The following is a 23572-nucleotide window of genomic DNA, read 5'->3' as shown; positions in this document are numbered from 1 at the left end:
GGAGAGACCATGAGCGTCGAACAGAAAGTCGCGGAGCTGACCGAAGCGGTCAAAGGGCTCCTGAAGGTCGTGAACATCAAGAAAACCGCGCTCTTCGCCAGCACGAGCCTCGCCGAACGCGCCCGCGACGACGCCCGCAAGGCCGAGGCCGCCGCGAAACGCGCACGGGACGAGGCGATCGAGACACTCGCCCGCGTTTTCGGAGATCCCGACGCCGGATACACCATCGCGCTCGACTGGGACGAGATCACGCGGAAGCCCGACAGCTTTCCGGCCTCGGGCCATGATCATGGGATCGGCGAGGTCACCGGGCTGCAGGGCGCGCTGGACGACAAGGCGCCGCTCGCCTCGCCGGTTCTGACCGGCATCCCGGCGGCGCCGACCGCGGCACCCGGTGCGAACAGCACGCAGATCGCCACCACCGCCTTCGTCAGCGCCGCCGTTGCGGCCCTGATTGACAGCGCACCGGGGGCAATCGACACTCTGAACGAACTGGCGGCGGCGCTCGGCGATGATCCGGATTTCGCCGCCACCGTCACGAATAATCTCGCCACGAAACTCGCTGCGGCGGCGAACCTCGCGGATCTCGGCGATCCGGACGCGGCGCGCGGCAATCTCGGGCTCGGCTCGATGGCGACGCAAAGTGCCGCCGCGGTCGCGATCACCGGCGGCTCGATCGACGGCACGACCATCGACGGAGGGACTTTCTGATGAGCAACACCATTCAGATCCGCAGACGCAACTCCTCGGCGAGCGGCCCTCCTGCGGCCCTCAGATCCGGCGAGATGGCGTATTCAACGCCCGACGACATGCTCTACGTCGGCCGCGGCGATGACGGCAGCGGCAACGCGCAGTCGGTCCAGCCGGTCAACCTCGCCCGGACCGTCGCGGAGGCCGAACTGGCCGGGCTTGCCGGCACCGGCAGGCTCGTGCCGGGTCGGGTCTACCTGCTCAGCGACGCCGCCTATATCGCGCTGGCCCGCACGGCGGGCACCTTCGACACCTTCTGGCGCATCACCGTGTCCGACACGCCCCCTGCAAGCCCGGCCATGGGCGAGCTCTGGGTGGATATATCTTGAACCGACCCGAGGTCTGACGCATGGCAGAGAACCTGGTGCAGTTCCCCGAAGGCCCGATCTCCGACTGGACGTTCAGCGGCCTCGTCGATCCTTCCGACGTCACGCTGAGCAACGGCGTGGGCGGGGCCGGTTTCGACACGACGGGCGCGGCCTACAAGGGCATCTACGATCAGAGCGCCATGGCGTGGATCATCAACGCCGGGTTCAGGCCCTATGACAGCCCCCCCTCGGCCGTCCCCGCCCAGGAAGTCCTGCAGTTCACGACCCCGGCGAACTGCACCTCGATCCGTCTCTACCCGGCTCGCGCCTCGGGGTCGGCCTATCTCTACATCGTGGTGCCGGTATTGCCCGAAACCGACTACGTCGCCACGTTCTGGCACCAGCTCGTCGATGGCCAGCACCGGGTGGGCGGGGTCGCTCTGTGGCAGGGCAGGGAACCGCCTTCCGCGACCCCGCGCGGCCCGACCGTCATCGCCAGCGCCAACGCCTCTGGCCTCACGTCGGTCACCACCGCGAAACCCGCAGGCACGTCGGATGGCGATCTTCTGCTGTTCTTCGGGTCGAGCGACAACAGCCCCGGCCTGACCTACACGCCACCCGAAGGCGTTTCGAACAGCCTGTTCACCCGGCGGGAAGCCAATCATGACGGCGCGGCCATCACAGCGGAAGGATGGTGGAAGATCGCCGACGGAGAGGGCCCCGACTACACGCTCTCGATGAGCGGCGCCAAGGACACGAACTTCTCGATCCTGCGCATTCCCGGCGCGTTCGTGCCCGGCCCGATCGACGACGTCCAGGTCATCGTCAGCACCTCCAACAGCGAGCCCGTCCTGCCTGGATCCGGTGGCATGTCCCTGACCATGGATCACAAGAACAGCCGCGTCATCCGGTTCGTCGCCTGGGACGGCAGCAAGACCGTCACCGAGGCGCCCAGCTGGGACCATTCCGTTCTCCGCCATGTGGATTTCTCCGGAGAGGATCAGTTCTTCCTCGAGTTCGAGCAAGCCGACGGGTCATGGCTGCGGCCGGCCGCCGTGAACCTGTCGGGCCCGACGCGATGGATCGGCGTCACCCTCGTCATCCGGATGAACGGCGAAGGCCCCGTGACGGGAGAGTTCGACCTGCCGGACAACCTGGGCAGCGGCTCCGGGACCCTCGCCGGCATCCTGCCTTCGGGCTGGAAATGGCAGGCCCCCGTCAACGGCCTCGGCGACCGCAGCGCCACGGACGACAATATCGAAGTCGATGACCTCGAAGGCTACGAGAACGGCCCGTGGTACGACATCGACACGGATGGCCGACTGCTGCTGCTCGCCCCCGCCGACGGCGCCACCACGCCAAACACGTCCTATCCCCGATCCGAGCTGCGCGAGATGAACGGGGATGATCTGGCCGCATGGTCGTTCGATGGCTATGCCCGGCTCGATTTCGAAACGACCATCCTGCACACCGCCTACGATGTCGACGGCCTGCCCGGGGAGATCATCTTCGCCCAGGTGCATGGCAATGCGGCCGGCGAACTGTGCCGCCTGACCTTCGACGGCAAGGGCGGGGTTTTCTACACCAACGAGCACGCGCCCGACGGCCAAGGCGGCACGATCGACGTGGATACGCCGCTCCTCGACGATCAGGGCAATCCGACCGACATCCGGCGCGGTGAGACGATGACCGGGACGATCCTGGTCAGCGAAGGGACGCTCACGGTCTCGATGGTCCACGAGGGTGTCACCTACAGCGCCAGCGCGGCGATCGATCCCTATTGGACCGGGGCCGACCTCTACTTCAAAGCGGGGGTCTACTCCCTGGTCGGGGCCATCGGCTCGGGCGCCGGATCCGAGGGGCACGGCTATGCCGCCGTCCTGCTGTCTTCGGCCAAGGTCTCGCACGCCATGCCTGGCTCGGCCCGTTTCATGGTCTGGACGGGCACGGGCTTCGTCGAGGCCCCGCTGGCCTGCTACGACGGCACGGCCTTCGTCGACCGGCCACTCAAGCGGTTCGATGGCAGCGCCTGGAGCTGACAGCGGACAAACGGCCCGGTGAGGGCCAGGGGGCGTTGGCGCGCCCCCCGACACGGGGGCGATACTCAACTCTGCGGCAGCCGGTAACGGAGTGGTCCCCCTGGCTGCAGCAGTCGCGTGGCGCGCTCTTGCGGATGTATTGAGGTGACGAACCTCTATTGCAGGCCCCGCTATTGACTACTCCTCTATTGAGTAGCGGGCCTTGATCCTGTCAAGGAGCGCGTCGTCGATCTCAACCTTGGCTTCATACCAGTTGCGCTCCGCCCTCGGGTAACTCTCGCGCAGCAGGGCGAAGGCAGCGTTTTCAGACGGCTCCTCGACACCGAGAACCTCCACTGTATGGCCGCACTTTTGGCAAGTGACCAAAAGGCCAAGGCCATTCCCGAAATCTGTGTCCACGTAGTCTTCTTCAACCGATGCATAGACCTTTGCCATGCGTTTCTCCTTGCTTCAGATTTTTGAGTGGGCGGTCCGAACAGAGCTCATGAACAAAAGCGCAGCCCGACTATGCTGGTCGCTCATAGAAATCCACTTGGCCAACCGTAGAGGGAATTCACCAAACGAAAAAAGGCTTGCGTCTGAAATCTTGTGACCTCCCCCGAATCGCTTTCACATGCGCTCGGAAATCAAGTTTGGGAGGCGGCATGCCGGGCAAATCTGCGTTGATCCAGTATCGATATCTACTCACCGAAGAATTTGGGGACGATTACAACCTTAGAGATGTGGTGCTAGACGTGCTCCATAGGTCTCGATCCGAGGGACAACGCCCCTTGGCCGAAAAGGTCGGGTCGCGTCGGAAAGACCTCGACCAAGACAGCAGTTATGTAGTTCTTAACAAGTTCGGTACGCTAGGCGACGGTACGAAGTCCATCATGTGCGGCGAGTTGCTGTACGTGCGTTCGGGTAAAGAAGTTCCTGGCCTGGTGGAGTCTATCGACGACGACATACCAGAGCTCGAGATCGCTACTCTTACGCTTGATGAGCGAAACAGCTTGGTCGATGGCATTTTGTACTTCGGTCTGATCGACAATCATTTGGCGATCATCGAAGGGCAACGAGCACGGGCGCGAACCTTGGAGCGCTATCTCACCGCTCTTTTGAAAGATGCCGGCGAACTTGAATTTGACAGGTCGATTATTCTCAACACGAGAATAGAAGGCCTCCAAGCTCAAAACATCAGCCGACTGCAAATCAAACCACCACGAGCAAAAAAGAGAGAAGAAACCGAAAATGAAGCCGAGGAGGCGCAAGCCGCTGGTAGCCAAAAGGCGTCCGGCCACACCGTAATGGATGTCTTGCGCGTATTGGGAGTTGATAGAGACGAACTCCAGAAACTCGAAGAAAGCATTCCCCCAGGAGGCTGGATTGAAGGGATATTCAGCATGACCTTCAAGCAAAAGGGAAACCGAAAAGGCACCGTAAGTCGCGAACAGCTCGAAACCGCTTTCCGGAATCTGAATGACCAAGACATAGGGTTGTTCGAGCCAGGCGGGAGCTCTGAGAGCAAGGGCGGCTTGAAGCTCGGCAGTCGAAGGGAGATCGCAACGGTGGGACCGCTTCTGGATCGGGAGGCCGCTATGCAGGCGATCGTTGACATGTTAAAAACTTGGGCAAGAACAGGGAAGATCGACCTAGCCTTTTGACATGAGAAAAGCACCGCACATAGCCGTATTCACGGTTGGTTTGCTGATTCCAGCAAGGTCGATCGACGATGGTCTGGCGGCTTTGCTGGTTACATTTTTCGGACTGGTGGCTGCCGGCACCATACCCGCGATGTCTTTGCTCAGTGGAAGCGTGATGTCCCCCACGCGCTCAGTAGCCCGCCTCATAACTCTCAAAGCATCTTTGGACACCTTGCTGAGACAACTTTCTGGCATGCTGTATGCGTCTATCCTTGGGGCGGTAGCCGTCATTGTGCTGGTGTTCGGCGTGCCATCCTTGCCCATCGGATGGCTTCCGGTACCCGACTATCTGAGCTGGCTGATGGTGTTCGCAGCCGATTTTCCTGAGCGCGCCCTCCAAGCGTTGGTGCTACTTGCCCTATTTGTCGCAGGCGACAGAATTCGCGTCATCAAACTCACCTTCAAGATGGCTTTAAAGGCTCGGTTCGAGATGGCTCTTGAAGAAGCAAGGCGGCGAACAGACGAGAATGCACCAAGCGCAGAGGATGTTTCGGAGGCCTTCTCGACGCCACCCGGTTTTGGCGCAAAGGTGCCTTTCTCGCGCTGACGATACCAAAATTTTCGTTAAGCCATGGGTCGAGGGATAGGTGATCACGCAGGCGGCCAGCCGGTCGCCCGCGACCTCGGCTAGGTTGCTGTAAGATTCGCTGTCACGCACTGCAAATTTCGCCGTCACGCTACAGCTACAAACAAAAATTTCAAATCCCCCTACGTCATCTTTCCTTACGTTTCGTCAGCGCGAAAGTGACGTGACGTCCTATTTACGTAAACGTCATCCAGTCTTGTAGGATGCCTCTGTGACTCGCAAATCATGGGCCAGAACAGGCATGTTTGACATATCGAAAGACCTCATGACCCAGGAAACCATGACCATCCGTGAGATGTGCGATGCGTTCGACGTGACGCCCCGCACGCTTCGCTTCTACGAGTCCAAGGAGCTTCTCTTTCCGATCCGCGAAGGCCAGAAGCGCCTCTTCACCCGCCGCGACCGCGCGCGGCTCAAGCTGATCCTGCGCGGCAAGCGCTTCGGCTTCAGCCTCGAGGAAATCCGCCAGTTGCTCGACCTCTACTATGTCGGCGACCAGCAGACGACGCAGCTGTCGCGGACCCTCGATATCGCGCAGGACCGGCTGTCGGACATGGAGCGCCAGCGCGCCGAACTGGACGACGCCATCGACGAGTTGAAATCGCAGATGGGCCTTGTCAGCGACATGCTGGCTGCGCGCTCGACACGGGACGCGGCCGAATAATCGGCCGCCTTCCCTGCGAACAGGACCACAGCCCAAGACATCCCCGGGAGGATTTTGAGGATGCCGAGCTATACCGCCCCCACCAAGGACGCACAGTTCATCCTGCATGACGTGCTGAACATCTCCGGGAAAGAGATCCCGGGATTTGCCGATCTCGACCGCGATTTCACGGCCGCGATCCTCGAAGAGGCCGGCAAGATCGCCTCGGAAGTGCTGGCGCCGCTGAACATGGTCGGTGACACCGAAGGCTGCCGCCTCGAGAACGGTGTTGTGTACACCCCCACCGGCTTCAAGGCGGCCTTCGACCAGATGAAGGACGGCGGCTGGCCCGGCATCGACATGCCCGAGGAATACGGCGGGCAGAACATGCCCTACGTGATCGGCACCGCCGTGGGCGAATTCTTTTCCGCCGCCAACCAGGCCTTCACGATGTACCAGGGCCTGACCCATGGCGCGGCCTCGGCCATCCTTGCCCACGGCACGGATGCGCAGAAGGACAAGTGGCTGCCCAAGATGGTCAGCTGCGACTGGACCGGCACCATGAACCTGACCGAGCCGCATTGCGGCACCGATCTGGGGCTCATGCGCACCAAGGCCGAGCCGCAGGACGATGGCAGCTACAAGATCACCGGCCAGAAGATCTTCATCTCGGCGGGCGATCACGACATGGCCGAGAACGTCGTTCACCTCGTGCTGGCCAAGATCCCCGGCGGCCCCGAGGGTATCAAGGGCGTCTCCCTGTTCATCGTGCCCAAGTTCCTCGTGGATGACGAGGGCAACCTTGGCGCACGCAACGGCGTGTCCGTCGGCAAGCTCGAAGAAAAGATGGGCATCCACGGCAACGCCACCTGCGTCATGAATTACGACGAGGCGACGGGCTATCTGCTGGGCGACATGCACAAGGGCATGCGCGCGATGTTCACGATGATGAACGAAGCCCGCCTTGGCGTCGGCATGCAGGGCTTGGCCCAGGCCGAGGTCGCGTTCCAGAACGCCCTCGAGTATGCCAAGGACCGCCTGCAGGGTCGCGACGTGACCGGCCCCAAGAACCCCGACGGCCCGGCCGACCCGCTGATCGTGCATCCCGATATCCGCCGCAACCTGATGGAACAGAAGAGCTTTGCCGAGGGCGCGCGCGCCTTCATGCTCTGGGGGGCCACGCTGATCGACCAGGCGCACCGCGCCAAGGACAAGGATGCCGATGGCCTGATCTCGCTGATGACACCGGTCATCAAGGGGTTCCTGACCGACAAGGGCTTCGACATGACCGTGCAGGCCCAACAGGTCTATGGCGGGCATGGCTACATCGAGGAATGGGGCATGTCGCAATTCGCGCGCGATGCCCGGATCGCCATGATCTATGAAGGCGCCAATGGCGTGCAGGCGCTGGACCTCGTCGGCCGCAAGCTGGCGCAGGATGGCGGCAAGCACGTCATGGCCTTCTTCGACCTCGTGAAGACCTTCTGCAAGGACGAGGCCGAAACCGAGGGCATGGCGGAATTCACCGGCCCTGTGAAGACGGCGTCCAAGGATCTTCAGGCGGCGGCGATGTATTTCATGCAGGAAGGCATGAAGAACCCCAACAACGCCTTGGCCGGATCCTATGATTTCATGCACCTGTTCGGGCATGTCTGCCTTGGCCTGATGTGGGCCAAGATGGCGAAAGCGTCGCTCAAGGCGCTGGCCGAGGGCACGTCCGATCCGGTGTTCCACCAGACCAAGCTGGCCACGGCGCGCTTCTACATGGCCCGTCAATTGCCGATGACGGCGACGCATCTGGCACGCATTCAATCGGGTGCCGATCCGGTTATGGCACTGGAAGCCGCCAACTTCTAAGCTTCGGTCCGGGGCCATGCGGGGAGAGGCATGGCCCCGGATCACATCGAGGGAGGAGAGGATGCCAAAGCGTCTGCGGCTGACACGCCGACCGAATATCGCCATGAGCGAGGATGCCTATCGCCGCCTGCGCAGCCTGTCGTCAGAGGCCGGGCTTGACGAGGGCGAGTTCCTGTCCTTCCTGTTCGAAAACTGGTCGAGCTGCATCAACGAAGAGAAATTCGTCGCACGGCTGCGCCTGTTCAATTCCGAGCTGGACGACCGCAAGCGATGACCTTGACCCGTTTCACGTCCTTGCTCGCTCGTCAGCAGATGACCGGACCGGAGGAGCGCATCGCATGACCAACACGCTTTATTGCTTTGGCGAAAGCGGCAACGCCTACAAGGCCGCGCTGGCCCTGGAACTGGCCGGGATCTCGTGGGAGGCCCGCTTCGTCGATTTCTTCAACGGAGAGGCCCGCAGCCCGGAGTTTCGCGCCATCAACCCGATGGGCGAGGTCCCTGTCCTCGACGCGGACGGCACGATCCTGACCCAGTCGGGCGTGATCCAGGATTGGGTCATGGATGAAAGCGGCAAGCTGTGCGGAGACGGCGCCAGGGCCACGCGCCGCGAGATCGTGCGCTGGACGATCTTCGACAACCAGAAGGTCTCGGGCCAAGCCGGGCCGCTGCGGTTCCTGATGAACTTCCTGCCCGATGACAAGCGCCCGCAAGAGGTTATTGGGTTCATGGCCGGTCGCCTCAAGGCGGCCTTGCAGGTTCTGGAGGCAGAACTCGGCACCCGCGATTGGCTGGTGGGCGACAGCCTGACCTGCGCCGACCTGAGTTGCTGCGGATACCTCTATTACGACGAGCCCTTCACCTTCGACCGATCCGACTACCCCGCCATTTCCGCATGGCTCGACCGGATCGCCGCGACGCCGGGATGGAAGCATCCTTACGATCTGATGCAGCGGGCCTTCCCGTCTGCCTGACACACCAGTGCCCCGACGCCGGGGCGACCAAGTGACCAACGGAGCGCACATAATGACCGAAGCCTATATCTACGACGCGATCCGCACACCGCGCGGCAAGGGACGCAAGGACGGTGCCCTGCACGAGGTGACATCGGCCCGCCTGTCGGCCTTCACGCTCAACAGCCTGAAGGAGCGCAACAACCTCGACGGCCACGCGGTCGAAGACGTGATCTGGGGCAATGCCACGCAGGTGATGGAACAGGGCGGCTGCCTTGCGCGTACCGCCGTTCTGGCCTCGGATCTGGACGAGCGCATTCCCGGCCTGTCGATCAACCGCTTCTGTGCCTCGGGGCTGGAGGCCGTGAACCTTGCCGCCAACCAGGTCAAGGGCGGCGCAGGCGACGGCTATATCGCCGGCGGGGTCGAGATGATGGGGCGCGTCGCCATGGGCTCGGACGGGGCGGCCATCGCCGTCGATCCCTCGATCGCGATGAACACCTATTTCGTGCCGCAAGGCATCAGCGCCGATATCATCGCCACCGAATACGGGATTTCCCGCGATGACGCCGACGCGCTGGCCGTCGAAAGCCAGAACCGCGCCGCCGCGGCCTGGGCCGACAACCGGTTCGAAAAGTCGGTCGTTCCCGTCAAGGACATCAACGGCCTGACCATCCTCGACCGCGACGAATACATGCGCCCGGGCACCGACATGCAGGCGCTTGGCGCGCTGAAACCGTCCTTCAAGGACATGGGCGAGCAGATGCCCGGCTTCGACGCGATTGCCCTGATGAAGTACGCCCATCTGGAGGCGATCAACCACATCCACCATGCCGGGAACTCCTCGGGGATCGTGGATGGCGCGGCCGCCATCCTCATCGGCAACAAGGAATTTGGCGAGAAATGGGGCCTCAAGCCGCGTGCCCGCATCAAGGCGACGACCAAAATCGGCACCGACCCGACCATCATGCTGACCGGCCCCGTGCCGGCGACCGAGAAGATCCTTGCCGATAGCGGCATGTCGATCTCGGATATCGACCTGTTCGAGGTGAACGAGGCGTTCTCCTCGGTCGTGATCCGCTTCATGCAGGCCTTCGACGTGGACCATTCCAAGGTCAACGTGAACGGGGGCGCCATCGCCATGGGCCACCCGCTGGGCGCAACCGGCGCGATCATCCTCGGCACGCTGCTCGATGAGTTGGAGCGCAGCGGCAAGGGGACGGGTCTTGCCACGCTTTGCGTCGCCTCCGGCATGGGGGCCGCAACGATCATCGAGCGCGTATAACTCCGAGCAGACCCTGGCCCGAAAAGAGAGCGTCGCATGTCCGCAGATCCCGCGAAAATCTACCAGGATTTCCTCGACAGGACGGGCGACGCTCTGCTGGCCAACGATGCTGCCGCCTTCCTGGATCGTATCGTTCTGCCGCACCGCATCATGACCGAAACCGAGACCATCCTGATCGAGGACGCCGCAACCGCGCGCCGCCATTTTTTTGGCTTTGCCGCGGCGCTTCGGTCGCAGGGGGTCGATGTCTATGTGCGCACGGTGAAACGGGCCGAGCGTGTGGCACCCGATCGCATCATCGGCTGGCACGAGACCTTTATTACCTCGTCGGGAAAACTGGTCGCGCCGCGGTTCGAAAACCAGGTCGAGCTGATCCATCGCGATGGGCGTTGGGGGTCCATCTGGACCCGCCATTTCACCCGGTTCGTCGCGTGGCCGGATATTCTGCCGCGGGAGGGGCGCTGATGTTCGCGCACGCGAAAGAGATCTGCCAGGCGTGGCTCGACCGCGTCGGGGCCGATCTCTGGCATTGCCGGGTCGAAAGAGCGCACCGCACCTGCATCCTGCGAGGCGGCACCTACGCCCTCGATCCGTTTCGAAACGACATGGCGCTGGTCCTTCGGGCCGGCACCTGGCTGGGCGCTGGCCTGCGCTCGGCCTTTGATACCTGCACCTGCACAATCCTGTCGCCCGCTCACCTGATGGAGTCCAGGCGGACCCGGCCGGGCCAATGTAAAGAAGGATGATGACCATGACCGATTTCACCATGAAGATCGACGAGGACGGCGTTGCCATCGTCACCTGGGACGTGCCCGGCAAGTCGATGAACGTGCTGTCGCGCGAGGCATTCGCGACGGTCGAAACGCTGATCGACGAGGCGCTGGCCGATGACGCCGTCAAGGGCATCGTCATCACCTCCGGCAAGGACAGCTTCGCCGGCGGCATGGACCTGAACACGCTGGCCACGATCCGCGAAGAGTCGGGCGACGACCCCGCCAAGGGTCTGTTCGACTTCACCATGAACGGCCACCGCATCCTGCGAAAGCTGGAGCGCGCGGGCCTCGACCCCAAGACGAACAAGGGCGGCAAGCCCATCGCCTGCGCCATCCCCGGCACCTGCGCGGGCATCGGCACCGAGATCGCGCTGGCCTGTCATCGCCGCTTCATGGCCGACAATCCCAAGGCCAAGATCGGCCTGCCCGAGATCCTGGTCGGCATCTTCCCCGGCGGTGGCGGCACAACGCGCTATTCCCGCATGGTCGGCGCGATGGCGGCGGCCCCTGTCCTGCTGGAAGGCAAGATGCTGGAGCCGAAAAAGGCCAAGTCGGCGCAATTGATCGACGAGGTCGTTCCGGCGGACGAACTGCTGGCCAAAGCAAAGGCATGGGTCCTGTCGGCAAAGGACGCCGATATCGTCAAACCGTGGGACCAGAAGGGCTGGAAGATGCCCGGCGGCGCGCCCTATCACCCGGCGGGCTTCATGACCTTCGTCGGGGCCTCGGCCATGATCAACGGCAAGACCAAGGGCGTCTACCCGGCGGCCAAGGCGCTGCTCTCCTCGGTCTACGAGGGCGCGCTGGTCGATTTCGATACGGCCCTCAAGATCGAGGCGCGCTGGTTCACCTCCGTTCTGATGAACCCGTCCTCCAGCGCCATGATCCGGTCGCTCTTCCTGAACAAGGAAGCGCTTGAAAAGGGCGCAAACCGCCCGGCGGTCGAAGACCAACGCGTGAAAAAGGTCGGCGTTCTGGGCGCGGGCATGATGGGCGCGGGCATCGCCTATGTCAGCGCGAATGCGGGCATCGAGGTCGTCCTGATCGACGCGGCACAAGACGCGGCGGATCGCGGCAAGGCGCATGCCGAGGGCATCCTCGACAAGGGGATGAAGCGTGGCAAGGTCGCGCCCGAGAAGAAAGAGCAGGTCCTGGCCCGCATCACCGCGACGACCGATTACGCCGCGCTTGAGGGCTGCGACCTGATCGTGGAAGCCGTCTTCGAAGACCCCGGCGTGAAGGCCGAGGTGACGAAAAAGGCCGAGGCCGCGATGCTGGATACCGGCGTCTTTGCCACCAACACCTCGACCCTGCCCATCACGGAACTGGCCAAGGCCAGCGCGCGGCCCGAGCAATTCATCGGCATCCACTTCTTCAGTCCGGTGGACAAGATGATGCTGGTCGAGATCATCAAGGGCGAGAAAACCGGCGACATCGCCGTGGCCAAGGCGCTGGATTTCGTGCGCCAGATCCGCAAGACGCCGATCGTGGTGAACGATGCGCGCTTCTTCTATGCCAACCGCTGCATCATTCCCTACATCAACGAAGGCATCCGCATGGTGGCCGAAGGGGTGGAACCCGCCCTGATCGAGAACGCGGCGAAACTGGTCGGCATGCCGCTGGGTCCGCTGCAACTGGTGGACGAGACCTCGATCGACCTTGGCGTCAAGATCGCCAAGGCGACCAAGGCCGCGATGGGCGACGCCTACCCCGACGAGGCCGTCGACGAGGTGCTGTTCTGGATGGCCGACAAGGGCCGGCTTGGCCGCAAGTCGAACGCGGGCTTCTACGGGTATGACGAGGCGGGCAAGCGCGGAATGATCTGGCCCGGTCTGCGCGACAAGTACGAGGTCGCCGCCACCCAGCCAGACCTGACCGAGGTGCAACATCGCCTGCTCTTTGCGCAGGTGCTGGAGGCCGTGCGCGCGCTCGAGGCCGGTGTCCTGATGGACATCCGCGAGGGCGACGTGGGCGCGATCCTCGGCTGGGGCTTCGCGCCGTGGTCGGGCGGCCCGTTCAGCTGGCTCGACATCCTCGGCACCCCCTATGCCGCCGAGCGCTGCGAGCAGTTGCAGGCCGCCTATGGCGACCGGTTCGCTTGCCCCGCGCTCCTGCGCGAGATGGCGGAGAAGAACCAGACGTTCTACGGGCGTTTCGGGGCGCAGGCCGCCGCGGCCTGACGCGACCTTCATCCGACTGGAATTTGGGGCGACGGTCATCCGTCGCCCTTTTTTTTAGGCCCGTCCGGGCGCTTCCGCCCTTCCTCCAATCCGTCTCACCGCCGATCGCGATGTTTTTTCGCGCATGGCGCCGACCGGTTCTGCGTGTTCAGGGGAAACGGTCGAGGACCGCGCGACTTCGGCCCCGAAATATCAGACAGCGCTATCCTGGCGCGCCGTCTGATCCCTCAACTCGCGCAGTTCCGCGATTACCTCTTCAAGTTCCCGCCGGCGGTTGTCCAATTCGGCCAGTTGCTTGTCCGCCATGTCGAGCCACGTGGCGCGCTGTAGCTGTCCCTCGGGGTCCTTGTCGTAAAGCTCCAGCCATTGCCGGATCTCTTCCAGCGAGAAGCCGAAGCGCCGCCCCCGCAGGATCAGCGTCATGCGGGCGACCTCGCGCGGGCCATAGAGCCGTTTGCGCCCGTCCCGTTCGGGCATCAGCAGCTCGATATATTCGTAATGCCGAAGCGTGCGCGGGGTGACGTCGAAATACGCGCACATCTCCTTCAGGTCCATTTTCGTGACAGACATCGCCCTCTTGTGTCCCGCTGGGTGACGTTCGGGTAACTAGGTAGCATCGCCGTAACGGAATGCAAAGTGTCCCGCCACGGCGCGGCCATTGACCCCTTGCGCCCGACCGGTTGCCCGGTGAAACGTTGGGAAACATAGAAAACGCTCAGCACATAGGGGCAGACATGGCCGACACGCGCCACATCAATGCGGAACAAAAAGCCCAGATCGCACGGCAATTCATCGAAGCCATCCCGTTTTCCAAGGCCCTGAACATGCAGTTCGAGGTGATCGGGGACGGGCTTGCGCAGATCTCCATGCCCTATTCCGAGGCCCTCGTGGGCGACCCGCGCACGGGCGTGATCCATGGCGGCGCGGTCTCGGCGCTGATGGACACGTGCGGCGGCGCGGCGGTGATGAGCTACCCGGACGCCCCCGCCGGAACGGCCACGATCGACCTGCGGATCGATTACATGCGCGCCGCCGAGCCGGGCCGGCGCATCACCGCGCGGGCCGAATGCTACCACGTGACCCGGTCCGTTGCCTTCGTGCGCGCCAAGGCCTGGGATCTGGACGAGGACAAACCCCTTGCCGCGGCAAGCGGGGCCTTCACCATCGCGCAAGGCAAAGGTGCGGAGGTCAAGCCATGAGCACGTCGCGTAAACCGCCCGAACCGGTCCACCTGGTCAAGCACCGTCGCGACAAGGCGCTGTCGGCGCTGGTCGATGGCGTGCCCTATATCCGCTTCATGGGGATCGGGTTCGACCGGCGCGGCGACGAGTTGACCGCCGTCATGAACTACGAAAACAAGCTGATCGGCAATCCGCTGATCCCGGCGCTGCACGGCGGGGCCACGGCTTCGTTCCTCGAAGTGGCCGCGATCGTCGAGTTGTCTTTCCAGATGTTGTGGGACGATATCGAAACCGGGCGCCTCGATGTCGATACCCTGACCCCCGACACGCTGCCCCGGCTGCCCAAGACCATCGACTTCACGGTGGATTACCTGCGCTCCGGCCTGCCGCGCGACGCCTACGCGCGTGCACGGGTCAATCGCTCCGGGCGGCGGTATGCCTCGGTCCATGTCGAGGCGTGGCAAGACAATCGCGAAAAGCTTTTCGCGCAGGCGACGGGACATTTCCTGATGCCGCCGCGCGACGGCTAAGCCGGTGTCCGAGGTCACGACGGACCCGCCGCAACTGTCACACGCACGCGTGTTGAAGATCGCGGTGCCCGTGGTCTTGTCGAATGCGACCGTGCCGTTGCTGGGCGTCGTGGATACGGGCGTGGTGGGCCAGTTGGGCGACCCGGCCCCGATCGGCGCGGTCGGCATCGGCGCGGTCATCCTGACGTCGATCTACTGGATCTTCGGGTTCCTGCGGATGGGCACCGTCGGGCTTGCCGCGCAGGCCATCGGCGCGCGGGACCGGGCCGAGGTCGCCGCGCTGCTGACCCGCGTGCTGATGATCGGGGGCGGGGCAGGGGTGATCCTGATCCTGTTTCAGGTCCCGATTTTCTGGGCTGCCTTCCAATTGTCGCCCGCCAGCGAAGAGGTGGAGGACCTGGCGCGGGTCTACATGTCGATCCGCATCTTCTCGGCCCCGGCGGCCATCGCGATTTACGGCATCCTGGGGTGGCTGATCGCGCAGGAACGGACCGGCAGCGTCCTGGCCATCCAGCTTTGGATGAACGGGTTCAATATCGTGATGTCGGTGGCTTTCGTCCTTGGTCTCGGCATGGGGATCGAGGGCGTTGCGCTGGCGACCTTCATCGCCGAATGGAGCGGGCTTGGACTGGGCCTTTGGCTGTGCCGCGCGGCGTTTCGCGTGCCCGCCTGGCGCGATTGGGGGCGCGTGCTGGATGTGGTGAAGCTCAAGCACATGGCCTTGGTGAACACCGATATCCTGATCCGCTCGGTCCTGCTTTTGGCGGCATTCTCGTCATTCATGTTTCTCGGCGCGGATTTCGGCGATGTGACGTTGGCCGCCAACCAGATCCTGATCCAGTTCCTGCACGTGACCGCCTACGCGTTGGACGGGTTCGCCTTCGCCGCCGAAAGCCTTGTTGGGCAGGCGATGGGGGCAGGGGCCGCGATGCGGCTCAGGCGCGCATCGATCCTGACCAGTGGTTGGGGGCTGGCCATCTGCATCGCGATGGCCGCCGCCTTCTGGCTTGGCGGGCCATGGGTGATCGACACCATGACAACCGCGCCCGAGGTCCGGGAAGAGGCGCGCCGCTTCCTGCCCTGGATGGTGGCTGCGCCGATCCTGGGTGTCGGCGCGTGGATGCTGGACGGGATTTTCATCGGCGCCACGCGCACGCGCGACATGCGCAACATGATGGTGGTCAGTTTCCTGGGCTATGTCGCGCTGGCCGCCGGCTTGATGCCGCTGATGGGCAATCACGGGCTTTGGGCCGCGATGCTGGGGATGTTCGTTCTGCGCGGGGTGACGCTGGCATTGCGCTACCCGGCATTGGAACGCGCGGCCGGAGGGGCCTGATGACAGGTCAGAGAAGCGCGGTGATGTCCTCGGGCGGGCGCCCGATCACGGCGCGCTCCCCGTCGTCGAGGATGGGGCGTTCCAGCAGGATCGGGTTCTCGGCAATCGCCAGGGCCAGCGCCGCGTCATCGGCTGCGGCCAACCCCAGCTCGCCATAGGTCTTTTCTTTGGTCCGGACGATCTCGGACACCGTCCGCCCGATGCGATTGGCCAATCCCATCACCTCTTCGGCGCTGGGCGGTTCTTTCAGATAGAGGCGCGTGGAATAGGCCACGCCCCGGTCATCCAGCAGCTTCATCGCCGCGCGCGATTTCGAGCAGCGCGGGTTGTGCCAAAGGGTCAAAGCCATGCGTCCACTCCCGTTCCGGTGATCTCGGCGACCGAGGATGCTCCGGCCCACTCCAATTTCTCGTCAAGACCTTGCGCGATGCGCCCCGCGAGCGAGAGGCCGGCATAGACAAGGGCCGTGTAAAGCTGCACCGCGCTGGCCCCGGCGCGCAGCTTTTCCCAAGCCTGCTCGACGCTGCCCACTCCACCGACACCGATCAGCGGCAGACCTCCGTCGGTCAGCTTGTAGAGCTTGGCCAGAACCCGCGTGCTTTTCTCGAACAGCGGCTGTCCCGACAGCCCGCCGGTTTCGCCCTTGTGGGGGCCGCGCAGACCGTCGCGCGAGAGGGTCGTGTTCGTCGCGATGATCCCGGCAAGGTTCTGAGCCAGCGCGACCTCGGCGATCTCGGCCAGTTCATCATCCGACAGATCCGGCGCGATCTTGAGGAAGACGGGCAGGGGGCGGGCCAACTCGGCATTGGTCTCCATCACCCCGGCAAGCAGCCGGTCCAGCGCGGCGCGGCCCTGCAGGTCGCGCAACCGTTCGGTGTTGGGCGAGGACACGTTAACTGTCGCGAAATCGAGGTGCGGGCCGCAATGGGCGAGAACGCGGGCAAAATCGCCGGCGCGGTCTGCGCTGTCCTTGTTCGCGCCAAGGTTCAGGCCCACCGGCACCTGCCGCGGGGCCTCGGCCAGTCGCCCGCAGATCGCCTCCATCCCCTCGTTGTTGAAGCCGAAGCGGTTGATGGCGGCGGCATCCTCGGTCAGCCGGAACAGGCGTGGTTTGGCATTACCCGGTTGCGCAACCGGGGTCGCGGCCCCGACCTCGAGAAATCCAAACCCGGCGCGCGACAGGGCGGGAACGGCCTCGGCATTCTTGTCGAAGCCCGCGGCCAGCCCCACCGGGTTGGGCAGGGCCAGCCCCGACAGCGTTGTCGCCAGCCGGGGCGAGGTGACCGGACCGCCCAAGGGCAACAGCCCGGTTTTCAGCGCGGTGATCGCCAGGGCATGGGCGCGCTCGGGGTCCATGCGTTGCATCACCGAAAGGCCGAAGCGTTCCCACATGGGCTACATGTTCCTCGGAAAGGCATGGACGCCGTCGACCAGCGGCAGCGGTCCGTGCCAGATCACGTCAGAGTGGCGCAACGGCCCGTAGAGATGCGGGAACAGCGCCCCGCCGCGCGACACTTCCCATTTCAGCGCATCGCCCATCGCCTCGGCCTCGAAGGCGGCGATCACGAGCCCCTCTTCACCGGCGAAATGCTTCGCGGCGGTCTCGGGCGCCTGCTCGGCGGTGGAAAAATGGATGAACCCGTCGGCCACGTCGATCGGTGCGCCCCGGGTCTCGCCCTGTTCTTCGAGGTCGGCCCATTCGGCGGGCCGCAGGATCTTGTAGATATGCATGGCGCGGGGAGTGGCGCGTTCCTGCCTGCGCGTCAAGTGTCACGCGCCCGTCAACTTGCCGCTTTACTTGACCCCTGCACCTCGCCAATCTGGTGGGCGTCCTACGAAAAACGGGAGTTTCCTATGCTTGCTCGGATCATGGGCACGACGGCGATGATGGCGGGCCTCGGCCTGGCTGCGCCGGTCGCCGCCGACACCACGCTGCACATCCTTCATATCAACGACCTGCACAGCCGTATCCAGCCGATCAACCGCTACGATTCGACCTGCCCGGCCGAAGACGACGCGGCCGGCGAGTGTTTCGGCGGAGTGGCGCGCGTCGCCACCGCCATCAACACGCTGCGTGGCGAGTTGGAGGCGGCAGGCGAGAACGTGATCGTCCTGGATGCGGGCGACCAGTTCCAGGGCTCGCTGATGTACACCACCTACAAGGGTGATGTCGAAGCCGAGTTCATGGAAGCCATCGGCTTCGACGCCATGGCCGTGGGCAACCACGAATTCGATGACGGCCCCGAGAACTTCATTCGCTTCCTCGAAACCGTCAGCTTCCCGGTCCTGTCCGGCAACCTCGACCTCAGCCAGAACCCCGATCTGGACGGCGAGCTTGAGGATACCCTGGTGCTTGAGGTAAACGGCATCCAGGTCGGTATCGTGTCTGCGCTGGCGACCGACACCGCCGAAACCGCCAGCCCCGGGCCGACGGTCATCTTCCAGAACGAGATCGACGCGATCCAGAATGACGTGGACGCGCTGACCGAACAGGGCGTCGACATCATCATCGCGCTGACCCATGTGGGCCTGCCGGCCGACATGCGCATCGCCGAGGCGGTGACGGGCCTCGACGTGATCGTGGGCGGCCATTCGCACACCTACCTGTCGGCCGATGACCCGGACCGCGCCGGCGCCTATCCGACCTGGGTCAACAACCCCGACGGCGTGATGGTCCCGATCGTGCAGGCCTATGCCTATTCGAAATACCTCGGCCACCTCGAGGTGACCTTCGACGACGAGGGCAACGTGATCTATGCGGGCGGCAACACCATGCTGCTGGACGCCTCGGTCACGCCTGATCCCGAGATCGCGGCGCGGGTCGAAGAACTGGCCGGTCCGATCGAAGAGGCCATGGCCGAAGTCATCGGCGAAACCTCGGAATTCATCGAAGGCTCGCGCGAGGTTTGCCGCGCCGAGGAATGCCCGATGGGCAACCTCGTGGCAGACGCGATGCTGGAGCGCGTGCGCGACCAGGGCATCCATGTCGCGATCCAGAACGGGGGCGGTCTGCGCGCCTCCATCGATGGTGGCGAGGTCACAATGGGCGAGGTGCTGACCGTACTGCCCTTCCAGAACACGCTGGCGACTTTCCAACTGACCGGGGCGCAGATCGTCGAGGCGCTGGAAAACGGCGTCAGCCAGGTCGAGGATGGGGCCGGTCGTTTCCCGCAGGTCTCGGGCATGCGCTACACGTGGAACCCCGCAGGTGAGCCGGGCAGCCGCATCGTGGCCGTCGAGATCGAGGGCGAGGATGGCAGCTTCACCGCGCTCGACCCCGAGGCCGTCTACGGTGTCGTGTCCAACAACTACATGCGCTCGGGTGGTGACGGCTACGGCGTCTTCGCCAATTACGGCGAGAATGCCTATGACTACGGTCCGGGCCTTGAACAGGTTGTTGCCGACTATCTCGCCGACAACGCGCCCTACGCGCCCTACACCGACGGTCGGATCCAGACCGCCGAATAAGTCGGGCCAGAAGGTGAAAAATCGGGCCGGTGCGCAGACGCGCGCCGGCCTTTCTGCTGCGTTGCAGAAATTGCATGACGGCTATCGCGCAACGAAGATTGTATTGGCGGTTAGCGCTATCATATTGGGCAGCGAGAGAGGCAAACCCCCAATACAGGAGCTACCGATATGACATCGTTCTTCACTCGCTTGCGCTCCGCTGCCGCGAAGCGCGCCGCCTATCACCGCACCGTTTCCGAACTGTCGCGCATCGACAGCCAGCGTGGCATCGAAGATCTGGGCATCTTCCCCGGCGACGCCCGCCGCATCGCGCGCAACGCCGTTTACGGCCGCTGACCCGGTCGAACGGATTTTGAGATCAGGCCCGGCAAGCCCATCGCGCTTGCCGGGCCTTTTTCATGCGCCTAGTCTTGGCCCCATGTGCGGGCGCATGACCATGACCCATCCCAGCGAGGCGATGGCGCAGCTATTCGAGGCGACGCCGTCAAACGACCTGCCGGACCCTCCGCGATACAACATCTGCCCCACGCAACCCGTGGGCGTGGTCACCTCGGAGGGGGAGGGGCGACGCTACCGCCCGATGCGTTGGGGGTTCCTGCCGCATTGGTACAAGTCGCCGACCGACGGCCCCTTGCTGATCAACGCACGCGCCGAAACGATCGCCGAAAAGCCCGCCTTTCGCGCGGCCTGCCGGGAACGGCGCTGCCTCGTGCCGGCCACCGGCTTTTACGAATGGACCAAGGACGAAGAGGGGAACCGTTTGCCGTGGTATTTCACCACGCCCGATGGCGCGCCCCTGGTCTTTGCCGGCATCTGGCAGGTGTGGGACAAGGGCGAGATGCCGCTGACCGCCTGTGCCATCGTCACCTGCGCCGCCGGGGACTGGATGTCCGAAACCCACCACCGCGAGCCGGTCAGCCTTGCGCCCGAGGATTGGGCCAAGTGGCTGGGCGAAGAGGGCAAGGGCGCCGCACGCCTGATGACCCCGGCCCCCGAGGGCCGCTATGTCCGCTGGCGCGTCGATCCTGCCGTCAATTCCAACCGTGCCACCGGGGCCCAATTGATCGAGCCCTTGGCCGCCTGATCGGCCCCAGGACAAAAGAAGGCCGCACCCGAAGATGCGGCCAGTGCCTTCCAGGGAGAGAGGGAACCGGTCGGAGGGAGGAGACCACCGTTTCCACAGCTCCAACAATCCTTGCCTGATATGTCCGAAATTGGACGATCTTCGAACAATTCTGGGGAAGTCGCCGAAACGCGGCTGTAGGTCCGATGTCAATTTGCTGGGAAAAAGCTTGGAGCGGGCGGCGGGAATCGAACCCGCTTCATCAGCTTGGAAGGCTGAGGTAATAGCCAGTATACGACGCCCGCTCAGCGGTTGCTCATGTAAGTCAGGCTGAAACCGACGTCAAGCATGCGCAAGGGTGGAAGTGGGTTCTGCCGGGCGCAGCGGCCAAGGGATCAGGACCGCCTGGGCGCCGGGAAAACACGCCCCTCCATCAGTTTGCGCGCTGTCCGGACCGTGCCGGCCGCCGTCACGGCCCCGCGCTCGTCCAGTTCCAGAAGCACTTCGGCCGCACCGCTTGGATGCTCGACCCGGAACCGCCCGTCCTTGGGCAACTGTGCAAGCGTTGATGCAGGCCCGTCGGGCAAGGTGCAGGCGACCGCGGCGCTGACTGCCGCGAAGACCCCGATGGAGGCATGGCAGCGATGCGGGATGAAGCTGCGCGTGGAGATCACGCCGCCCAGCACGGGCTCAGACACCAGCGTCATCTTCGGCACCGATTTCTCGGCCACGTCGCCCAGTTGCATCATTGGCCCGGCCTTCAGGCGGATCGTCTCCACCCGCTCTTTCAGCGCGGTATCGGCGTCCAGCGCCTCGCGGCTTTCCTGCCCGGTGATCCCGAAATCGCTCGCGCGCATCACGACGATGGGCATCCCCATGTCGATCAGGGTGCAGTCCACCCCCTCGATGACGTCCACGGCGTTCCCGGTGGGCAGCATCGCCCCCCCGGTCATCGACCCGGCCAGCCCCTTGAACAGAAGCGGCACGGCGGCGTGTTGGCCGGGTACGCCATCGATCGAGGCGTCGCCTGCATAGCTGACCCGCCCGCCGGGGGTGGAGACGCGGGCAACCGCGACCTCGCCCGTATTGACCATGTGGATGCGCACCGCTGTTTCGCCGTCCGCCGCTGTCACCAGCCCACGCTCTATGGCGGCGGGGCCGACCCCGGCCAGGATATTGCCGCAGCCCTGCGCGTCCGAGACCAGCGGTTTGTCGACGAAGACCTGCAGGAACAGGTAATCGACATCCGCATCTGGCCGCGAAGACGGCGACAGGATCGCCACCTTCGAGGTCAGCGGGTCTGCCCCTCCGATCCCGTCGATCTGGCGCGGGTCGGGCGAGCCCATCACCCGGAGCAGCACGTCATCGATCTCGGCCCGATCCTGCGGTAGGTCGGAGGCGAGGAAATACGCCCCTTTCGAACTGCCGCCCCGCATCCAGATGCAGGGGATGCCATCCAGCGCCGGATCAGACATATTTCAGCCCCTTGGCCTCCAGCCGCGGGCGCATGTCGTAGATGTCGAGGCCCAACTCGCCCGCGGCCAGCCGTTCACGCTTGGCCTCTTCGGCGGCAAGGCGCGCCTCGGCCTTTTCCAGCACCGCCGCCGCCTCGGCGCGTTTCACGATGCAGACCCCGTCATCATCGGCCACGACGACATCGCCGGGCTCCACCGACTGGCCGGCGCAGACCACGGGCACGTTGACCGAGCCGAGCGTTTCCTTGACCGTGCCCTGCGCGCTGATCGCGGTGGACCAGACGAGAAACCCCATCTGCCGCAGATCGCGCGTGTCGCGCACGCCCGCGTCGATCACCAGTGCCCGGCAGCCGCGCGCCATGGCCGAGGTCGCCAGAAGGTCGCCGAAATAGCCCATGTCGCAGGGGGCGGTGGGGGCCAGCACCATGATATCGCCTTCCTGCAACTGCTCGATGGCGACGTGGATCATCCAGTTGTCGCGGGGCGCCGCCGAGATTGTCACCGCGCTGCCCGCGATCCCGGCATCCTGCTGGATCGGGCGCATGTTCGCGGCCATCAGGCCGGTCCGCCCCTGCGCCTCGTGCACCGTGGCGACACCCGCGCGGCCAAGCGCCTCGATCACCGCAGGCTCGGCGCGCTCGATGGATTGTTTTACGATGGGCATGGGACTGCGTCCTTCCTGTTTTTGGCGCTTACAATTCGTCGACCGTCCGCGGAAAGATCGACTGGAACCCTTCAGCGAACTTGCAGTCTCGCCCGCCCGATTGCCCGCCGGAATTACGCTTGAAGTGGTTTGCGCGCTGTTGGGCGACGCGCGTGTAGTAGTCCCATAGGTGGACTTGCCCGTTCATGCATTCCATCGCGGCGCGCTTCTTGTCCCAGACGGGGGTGATGTCGAGGAAGACATCAGGTTTCCACCCCATCTGCTCGGTCTGGTGCGGCTCGAAGAGGTAGAGCTGCGGTGCGCCAAGGACCTTTTCGCCGGGGTTGTGACCCCAGGCCTGCGCGATCATCCGGGCTTCGAGCGCGACCTCTGTCATGTACATGTGGTCGGTGTTGTACGGGTCGTATTTCGAGTGGCTCATCATGAAGGACGGCTGCACGGCGCGGATCAGGTCGACCAGCTTGAACTTGTCCTCTTTTTCGAGATGCAGCGGGTAATCCCCGAGATCGAAGCACTCCAACCGATGCACCCCGAGGGCCTCGGCGGCGGCCTCGGCCTCGGCGCGTCGGATGTCCTTCACCTCTTGCAGGGACTTGCCCTCTTTCCACAAGCGCGCGCTCTCGCCGCGTTCGCCAAAGGACAGGCAGGCCACCGTCACCTCGTAGCCCATCTCGGCATGCAGGGCGATCGCGCCACCGCAGCGCCAGACGAAGTCGGCAGCATGGGCCGAGATAATGAGGGCGGTTTTGGGCGTGGTCATGTCTGTGGCCTCCGGGCGGTCGTGTTTGACCTTTTGTCT

At 64.2% G+C, this 23572-nt stretch carries 27 protein-coding genes and 1 tRNA gene; 19 read left to right on the top strand and 9 right to left on the bottom strand.

Going from position 1 to position 23572, the window contains the following annotated elements; translation table 11 throughout:
* The first annotated feature begins 9 nt into the window (after positions 1-9).
* From ABD923_RS06725 to ABD923_RS06715, 3 genes are read left to right on the top strand one after another with little or no spacing between them, the layout of a single operon-like run.
* A complete protein-coding gene (locus tag ABD923_RS06725) occupies positions 10-711 on the top strand; it encodes a hypothetical protein (protein WP_259549912.1) in 702 nt (233 codons plus the stop codon).
* Positions 711-1079, top strand: coding sequence for a hypothetical protein (locus ABD923_RS06720; protein ID WP_259549911.1), 369 nt, complete (start codon positions 711-713; stop codon positions 1077-1079). The genes ABD923_RS06725 and ABD923_RS06720 overlap by 1 nt, the downstream gene beginning before the upstream one ends.
* A gap of 20 nt (positions 1080-1099) precedes the next feature.
* Positions 1100-3097: a polysaccharide lyase family 7 protein gene (locus ABD923_RS06715; RefSeq protein ID WP_259549910.1), complete on the top strand. Its 1998-nt coding sequence runs from the start codon at positions 1100-1102 to the stop codon at positions 3095-3097.
* A gap of 177 nt (positions 3098-3274) precedes the next feature.
* Here the strand turns inward: ABD923_RS06715 and ABD923_RS06710 are convergent, their stop codons facing one another.
* Positions 3275-3532 carry a hypothetical protein gene (locus ABD923_RS06710; RefSeq protein ID WP_259549909.1) on the bottom strand — a complete coding sequence of 86 codons (258 nt, stop codon included), beginning with the start codon at positions 3530-3532 and terminating at the stop codon, positions 3275-3277.
* A gap of 335 nt (positions 3533-3867) precedes the next feature.
* Here ABD923_RS06710 and ABD923_RS06705 point away from each other — a divergent pair, with 335 nt between their 5' ends.
* The 10 genes from ABD923_RS06705 to ABD923_RS06660 all read left to right on the top strand — a co-directional run bounded on the left by ABD923_RS06705 (position 3868) and on the right by ABD923_RS06660 (position 13056).
* Positions 3868-4740 (top strand): hypothetical protein, encoded by an 873-nt coding sequence (locus tag ABD923_RS06705; protein WP_259549908.1) that lies wholly within the window; start codon positions 3868-3870, stop codon positions 4738-4740.
* Between the two features lies 1 nt (position 4741).
* Positions 4742-5326, top strand: a complete 585-nt coding sequence (locus ABD923_RS06700; protein WP_259549907.1) for a hypothetical protein — start codon at positions 4742-4744, stop codon at positions 5324-5326.
* Between the two features lie 304 nt (positions 5327-5630).
* Positions 5631-6029: a MerR family transcriptional regulator gene (locus ABD923_RS06695; RefSeq protein ID WP_259549906.1), complete on the top strand. Its 399-nt coding sequence runs from the start codon at positions 5631-5633 to the stop codon at positions 6027-6029.
* Positions 6030-6089: 60 nt separating this feature from the next.
* The gene (locus ABD923_RS06690; RefSeq protein WP_259549905.1) at positions 6090-7865 is read left to right on the top strand and encodes an acyl-CoA dehydrogenase C-terminal domain-containing protein; all 1776 of its coding nucleotides are present in this window, start codon (positions 6090-6092) and stop codon (positions 7863-7865) included.
* A gap of 61 nt (positions 7866-7926) precedes the next feature.
* Complete coding sequence (locus ABD923_RS06685) at positions 7927-8139, top strand: hypothetical protein (RefSeq protein ID WP_222191990.1); 213 nt, start codon at positions 7927-7929, stop codon at positions 8137-8139.
* A 64-nt stretch (positions 8140-8203) separates the two neighbouring features.
* Complete coding sequence (locus ABD923_RS06680; protein ID WP_259549904.1) at positions 8204-8839, top strand: glutathione S-transferase family protein; 636 nt, start codon at positions 8204-8206, stop codon at positions 8837-8839.
* A gap of 52 nt (positions 8840-8891) precedes the next feature.
* The gene (locus tag ABD923_RS06675; protein WP_259549903.1) at positions 8892-10103 is read left to right on the top strand and encodes an acetyl-CoA C-acetyltransferase; all 1212 of its coding nucleotides are present in this window, start codon (positions 8892-8894) and stop codon (positions 10101-10103) included.
* A gap of 36 nt (positions 10104-10139) precedes the next feature.
* Positions 10140-10568 carry a hypothetical protein gene (locus tag ABD923_RS06670; protein WP_259549902.1) on the top strand — a complete coding sequence of 143 codons (429 nt, stop codon included), beginning with the start codon at positions 10140-10142 and terminating at the stop codon, positions 10566-10568.
* Positions 10568-10849, top strand: coding sequence for a hypothetical protein (locus ABD923_RS06665; RefSeq protein WP_259549901.1), 282 nt, complete (start codon positions 10568-10570; stop codon positions 10847-10849). The genes ABD923_RS06670 and ABD923_RS06665 overlap by 1 nt, the downstream gene beginning before the upstream one ends.
* A gap of 5 nt (positions 10850-10854) precedes the next feature.
* A complete protein-coding gene (locus ABD923_RS06660; protein ID WP_259549900.1) occupies positions 10855-13056 on the top strand; it encodes a 3-hydroxyacyl-CoA dehydrogenase NAD-binding domain-containing protein in 2202 nt (733 codons plus the stop codon).
* A 192-nt stretch (positions 13057-13248) separates the two neighbouring features.
* Here ABD923_RS06660 and ABD923_RS06655 read toward each other — a convergent pair whose 3' ends face one another.
* The gene (locus tag ABD923_RS06655) at positions 13249-13626 is read right to left on the bottom strand and encodes a MerR family transcriptional regulator (protein ID WP_259549899.1); all 378 of its coding nucleotides are present in this window, start codon (positions 13624-13626) and stop codon (positions 13249-13251) included.
* A gap of 164 nt (positions 13627-13790) precedes the next feature.
* Here ABD923_RS06655 and ABD923_RS06650 point away from each other — a divergent pair, with 164 nt between their 5' ends.
* The 3 genes from ABD923_RS06650 to ABD923_RS06640 are packed head-to-tail and all read left to right on the top strand — an operon-like array spanning position 13791 to position 16103.
* The gene (locus ABD923_RS06650; RefSeq protein ID WP_259549898.1) at positions 13791-14255 is read left to right on the top strand and encodes a PaaI family thioesterase; all 465 of its coding nucleotides are present in this window, start codon (positions 13791-13793) and stop codon (positions 14253-14255) included.
* Positions 14252-14767: a PaaI family thioesterase gene (locus ABD923_RS06645; RefSeq protein ID WP_259549897.1), complete on the top strand. Its 516-nt coding sequence runs from the start codon at positions 14252-14254 to the stop codon at positions 14765-14767. Before ABD923_RS06650 ends, ABD923_RS06645 begins: the two co-directional genes overlap by 4 nt.
* Before the next feature lie 4 nt (positions 14768-14771).
* Positions 14772-16103, top strand: coding sequence for an MATE family efflux transporter (locus tag ABD923_RS06640; protein WP_259549896.1), 1332 nt, complete (start codon positions 14772-14774; stop codon positions 16101-16103).
* Between the two features lie 7 nt (positions 16104-16110).
* Here ABD923_RS06640 and arsC read toward each other — a convergent pair whose 3' ends face one another.
* From arsC to ABD923_RS06625, 3 genes are read right to left on the bottom strand one after another with little or no spacing between them, the layout of a single operon-like run.
* A complete protein-coding gene (arsC, locus tag ABD923_RS06635) occupies positions 16111-16452 on the bottom strand; it encodes an arsenate reductase (glutaredoxin) (RefSeq protein WP_259549895.1) in 342 nt (113 codons plus the stop codon).
* Positions 16443-17495: a quinone-dependent dihydroorotate dehydrogenase gene (locus ABD923_RS06630; protein ID WP_259549894.1), complete on the bottom strand. Its 1053-nt coding sequence runs from the start codon at positions 17493-17495 to the stop codon at positions 16443-16445. The genes arsC and ABD923_RS06630 overlap by 10 nt, the downstream gene beginning before the upstream one ends.
* A 3-nt stretch (positions 17496-17498) precedes the next feature.
* Positions 17499-17834, bottom strand: a complete 336-nt coding sequence (locus tag ABD923_RS06625; RefSeq protein ID WP_259549893.1) for a DUF952 domain-containing protein — start codon at positions 17832-17834, stop codon at positions 17499-17501.
* A gap of 123 nt (positions 17835-17957) precedes the next feature.
* On the opposite strand from ABD923_RS06625, the gene ABD923_RS06620 reads away from it, so the two are divergent.
* The 3 genes from ABD923_RS06620 (at position 17958) to ABD923_RS06610 (ending at position 20655) form a co-directional block, all read left to right on the top strand.
* Positions 17958-19571, top strand: coding sequence for a bifunctional metallophosphatase/5'-nucleotidase (locus ABD923_RS06620; protein WP_259549892.1), 1614 nt, complete (start codon positions 17958-17960; stop codon positions 19569-19571).
* Between the two features lie 168 nt (positions 19572-19739).
* Positions 19740-19907 (top strand): hypothetical protein, encoded by a 168-nt coding sequence (locus tag ABD923_RS06615; RefSeq protein ID WP_222191979.1) that lies wholly within the window; start codon positions 19740-19742, stop codon positions 19905-19907.
* An 82-nt stretch (positions 19908-19989) separates the two neighbouring features.
* Positions 19990-20655 carry an SOS response-associated peptidase gene (locus ABD923_RS06610; protein ID WP_259549891.1) on the top strand — a complete coding sequence of 222 codons (666 nt, stop codon included), beginning with the start codon at positions 19990-19992 and terminating at the stop codon, positions 20653-20655.
* Between the two features lie 209 nt (positions 20656-20864).
* Here the strand turns inward: ABD923_RS06610 and ABD923_RS06605 are convergent.
* The 4 genes from ABD923_RS06605 to ABD923_RS06590 all read right to left on the bottom strand — a co-directional run bounded on the left by ABD923_RS06605 (position 20865) and on the right by ABD923_RS06590 (position 23533).
* Positions 20865-20939 (bottom strand) — tRNA-Gly (locus ABD923_RS06605).
* 90 nt (positions 20940-21029) lie between these two features.
* Positions 21030-22109, bottom strand: coding sequence for a 4-oxalomesaconate tautomerase (locus ABD923_RS06600; RefSeq protein ID WP_259549890.1), 1080 nt, complete (start codon positions 22107-22109; stop codon positions 21030-21032).
* Positions 22102-22773 (bottom strand): 4-carboxy-4-hydroxy-2-oxoadipate aldolase/oxaloacetate decarboxylase, encoded by a 672-nt coding sequence (locus ABD923_RS06595; RefSeq protein WP_259549889.1) that lies wholly within the window; start codon positions 22771-22773, stop codon positions 22102-22104. The genes ABD923_RS06600 and ABD923_RS06595 overlap by 8 nt, the downstream gene beginning before the upstream one ends.
* Before the next feature lie 28 nt (positions 22774-22801).
* A complete protein-coding gene (locus ABD923_RS06590; protein ID WP_259549888.1) occupies positions 22802-23533 on the bottom strand; it encodes a PIG-L deacetylase family protein in 732 nt (243 codons plus the stop codon).
* Positions 23534-23572 lie beyond the last annotated feature (39 nt).

Origin of the sequence: [Roseibacterium] beibuensis, from assembly GCF_039542305.1 — a bacterium.
GTDB lineage: Bacteria > Pseudomonadota > Alphaproteobacteria > Rhodobacterales > Rhodobacteraceae > Roseibacterium > Roseibacterium beibuensis.
The sequence above is the reverse complement of the archived record's forward strand: the minus strand, read 5'-3'. Positions and strand labels throughout refer to the sequence as shown.

Bases quoted from the DNA above. Each gene is read 5' to 3' on its own strand.
- arsC (WP_259549895.1), bottom strand. From the start codon at position 16,452: ATGGCTTTGACCCTTTGGCACAACCCGCGCTGCTCGAAATCGCGCGCG.
- ABD923_RS06600 (WP_259549890.1), bottom strand. From the start codon at position 22,109: ATGTCTGATCCGGCGCTGGATGGCATCCCCTGCATCTGGATGCGGGGC.
- ABD923_RS06720 (WP_259549911.1), top strand. From the start codon at position 711: ATGAGCAACACCATTCAGATCCGCAGACGCAACTCCTCGGCGAGCGGC.
- ABD923_RS06595 (WP_259549889.1), bottom strand. From the start codon at position 22,773: ATGCCCATCGTAAAACAATCCATCGAGCGCGCCGAGCCTGCGGTGATC.
- ABD923_RS06630 (WP_259549894.1), bottom strand. From the start codon at position 17,495: ATGTGGGAACGCTTCGGCCTTTCGGTGATGCAACGCATGGACCCCGAG.
- ABD923_RS06650 (WP_259549898.1), top strand. From the start codon at position 13,791: ATGGCCGACACGCGCCACATCAATGCGGAACAAAAAGCCCAGATCGCA.
- ABD923_RS06670 (WP_259549902.1), top strand. From the start codon at position 10,140: ATGTCCGCAGATCCCGCGAAAATCTACCAGGATTTCCTCGACAGGACG.
- ABD923_RS06615 (WP_222191979.1), top strand. From the start codon at position 19,740: ATGACATCGTTCTTCACTCGCTTGCGCTCCGCTGCCGCGAAGCGCGCC.
- ABD923_RS06715 (WP_259549910.1), top strand. From the start codon at position 1,100: ATGGCAGAGAACCTGGTGCAGTTCCCCGAAGGCCCGATCTCCGACTGG.
- ABD923_RS06610 (WP_259549891.1), top strand. From the start codon at position 19,990: ATGTGCGGGCGCATGACCATGACCCATCCCAGCGAGGCGATGGCGCAG.
- ABD923_RS06685 (WP_222191990.1), top strand. From the start codon at position 7,927: ATGCCAAAGCGTCTGCGGCTGACACGCCGACCGAATATCGCCATGAGC.
- ABD923_RS06675 (WP_259549903.1), top strand. From the start codon at position 8,892: ATGACCGAAGCCTATATCTACGACGCGATCCGCACACCGCGCGGCAAG.
- ABD923_RS06625 (WP_259549893.1), bottom strand. From the start codon at position 17,834: ATGCATATCTACAAGATCCTGCGGCCCGCCGAATGGGCCGACCTCGAA.
- ABD923_RS06590 (WP_259549888.1), bottom strand. From the start codon at position 23,533: ATGACCACGCCCAAAACCGCCCTCATTATCTCGGCCCATGCTGCCGAC.
- ABD923_RS06665 (WP_259549901.1), top strand. From the start codon at position 10,568: ATGTTCGCGCACGCGAAAGAGATCTGCCAGGCGTGGCTCGACCGCGTC.
- ABD923_RS06710 (WP_259549909.1), bottom strand. From the start codon at position 3,532: ATGGCAAAGGTCTATGCATCGGTTGAAGAAGACTACGTGGACACAGAT.
- ABD923_RS06725 (WP_259549912.1), top strand. From the start codon at position 10: ATGAGCGTCGAACAGAAAGTCGCGGAGCTGACCGAAGCGGTCAAAGGG.
- ABD923_RS06680 (WP_259549904.1), top strand. From the start codon at position 8,204: ATGACCAACACGCTTTATTGCTTTGGCGAAAGCGGCAACGCCTACAAG.
- ABD923_RS06655 (WP_259549899.1), bottom strand. From the start codon at position 13,626: ATGTCTGTCACGAAAATGGACCTGAAGGAGATGTGCGCGTATTTCGAC.
- ABD923_RS06690 (WP_259549905.1), top strand. From the start codon at position 6,090: ATGCCGAGCTATACCGCCCCCACCAAGGACGCACAGTTCATCCTGCAT.
- ABD923_RS06695 (WP_259549906.1), top strand. From the start codon at position 5,631: ATGACCCAGGAAACCATGACCATCCGTGAGATGTGCGATGCGTTCGAC.
- ABD923_RS06620 (WP_259549892.1), top strand. From the start codon at position 17,958: ATGCTTGCTCGGATCATGGGCACGACGGCGATGATGGCGGGCCTCGGC.
- ABD923_RS06645 (WP_259549897.1), top strand. From the start codon at position 14,252: ATGAGCACGTCGCGTAAACCGCCCGAACCGGTCCACCTGGTCAAGCAC.
- ABD923_RS06660 (WP_259549900.1), top strand. From the start codon at position 10,855: ATGACCGATTTCACCATGAAGATCGACGAGGACGGCGTTGCCATCGTC.
- ABD923_RS06700 (WP_259549907.1), top strand. From the start codon at position 4,742: ATGAGAAAAGCACCGCACATAGCCGTATTCACGGTTGGTTTGCTGATT.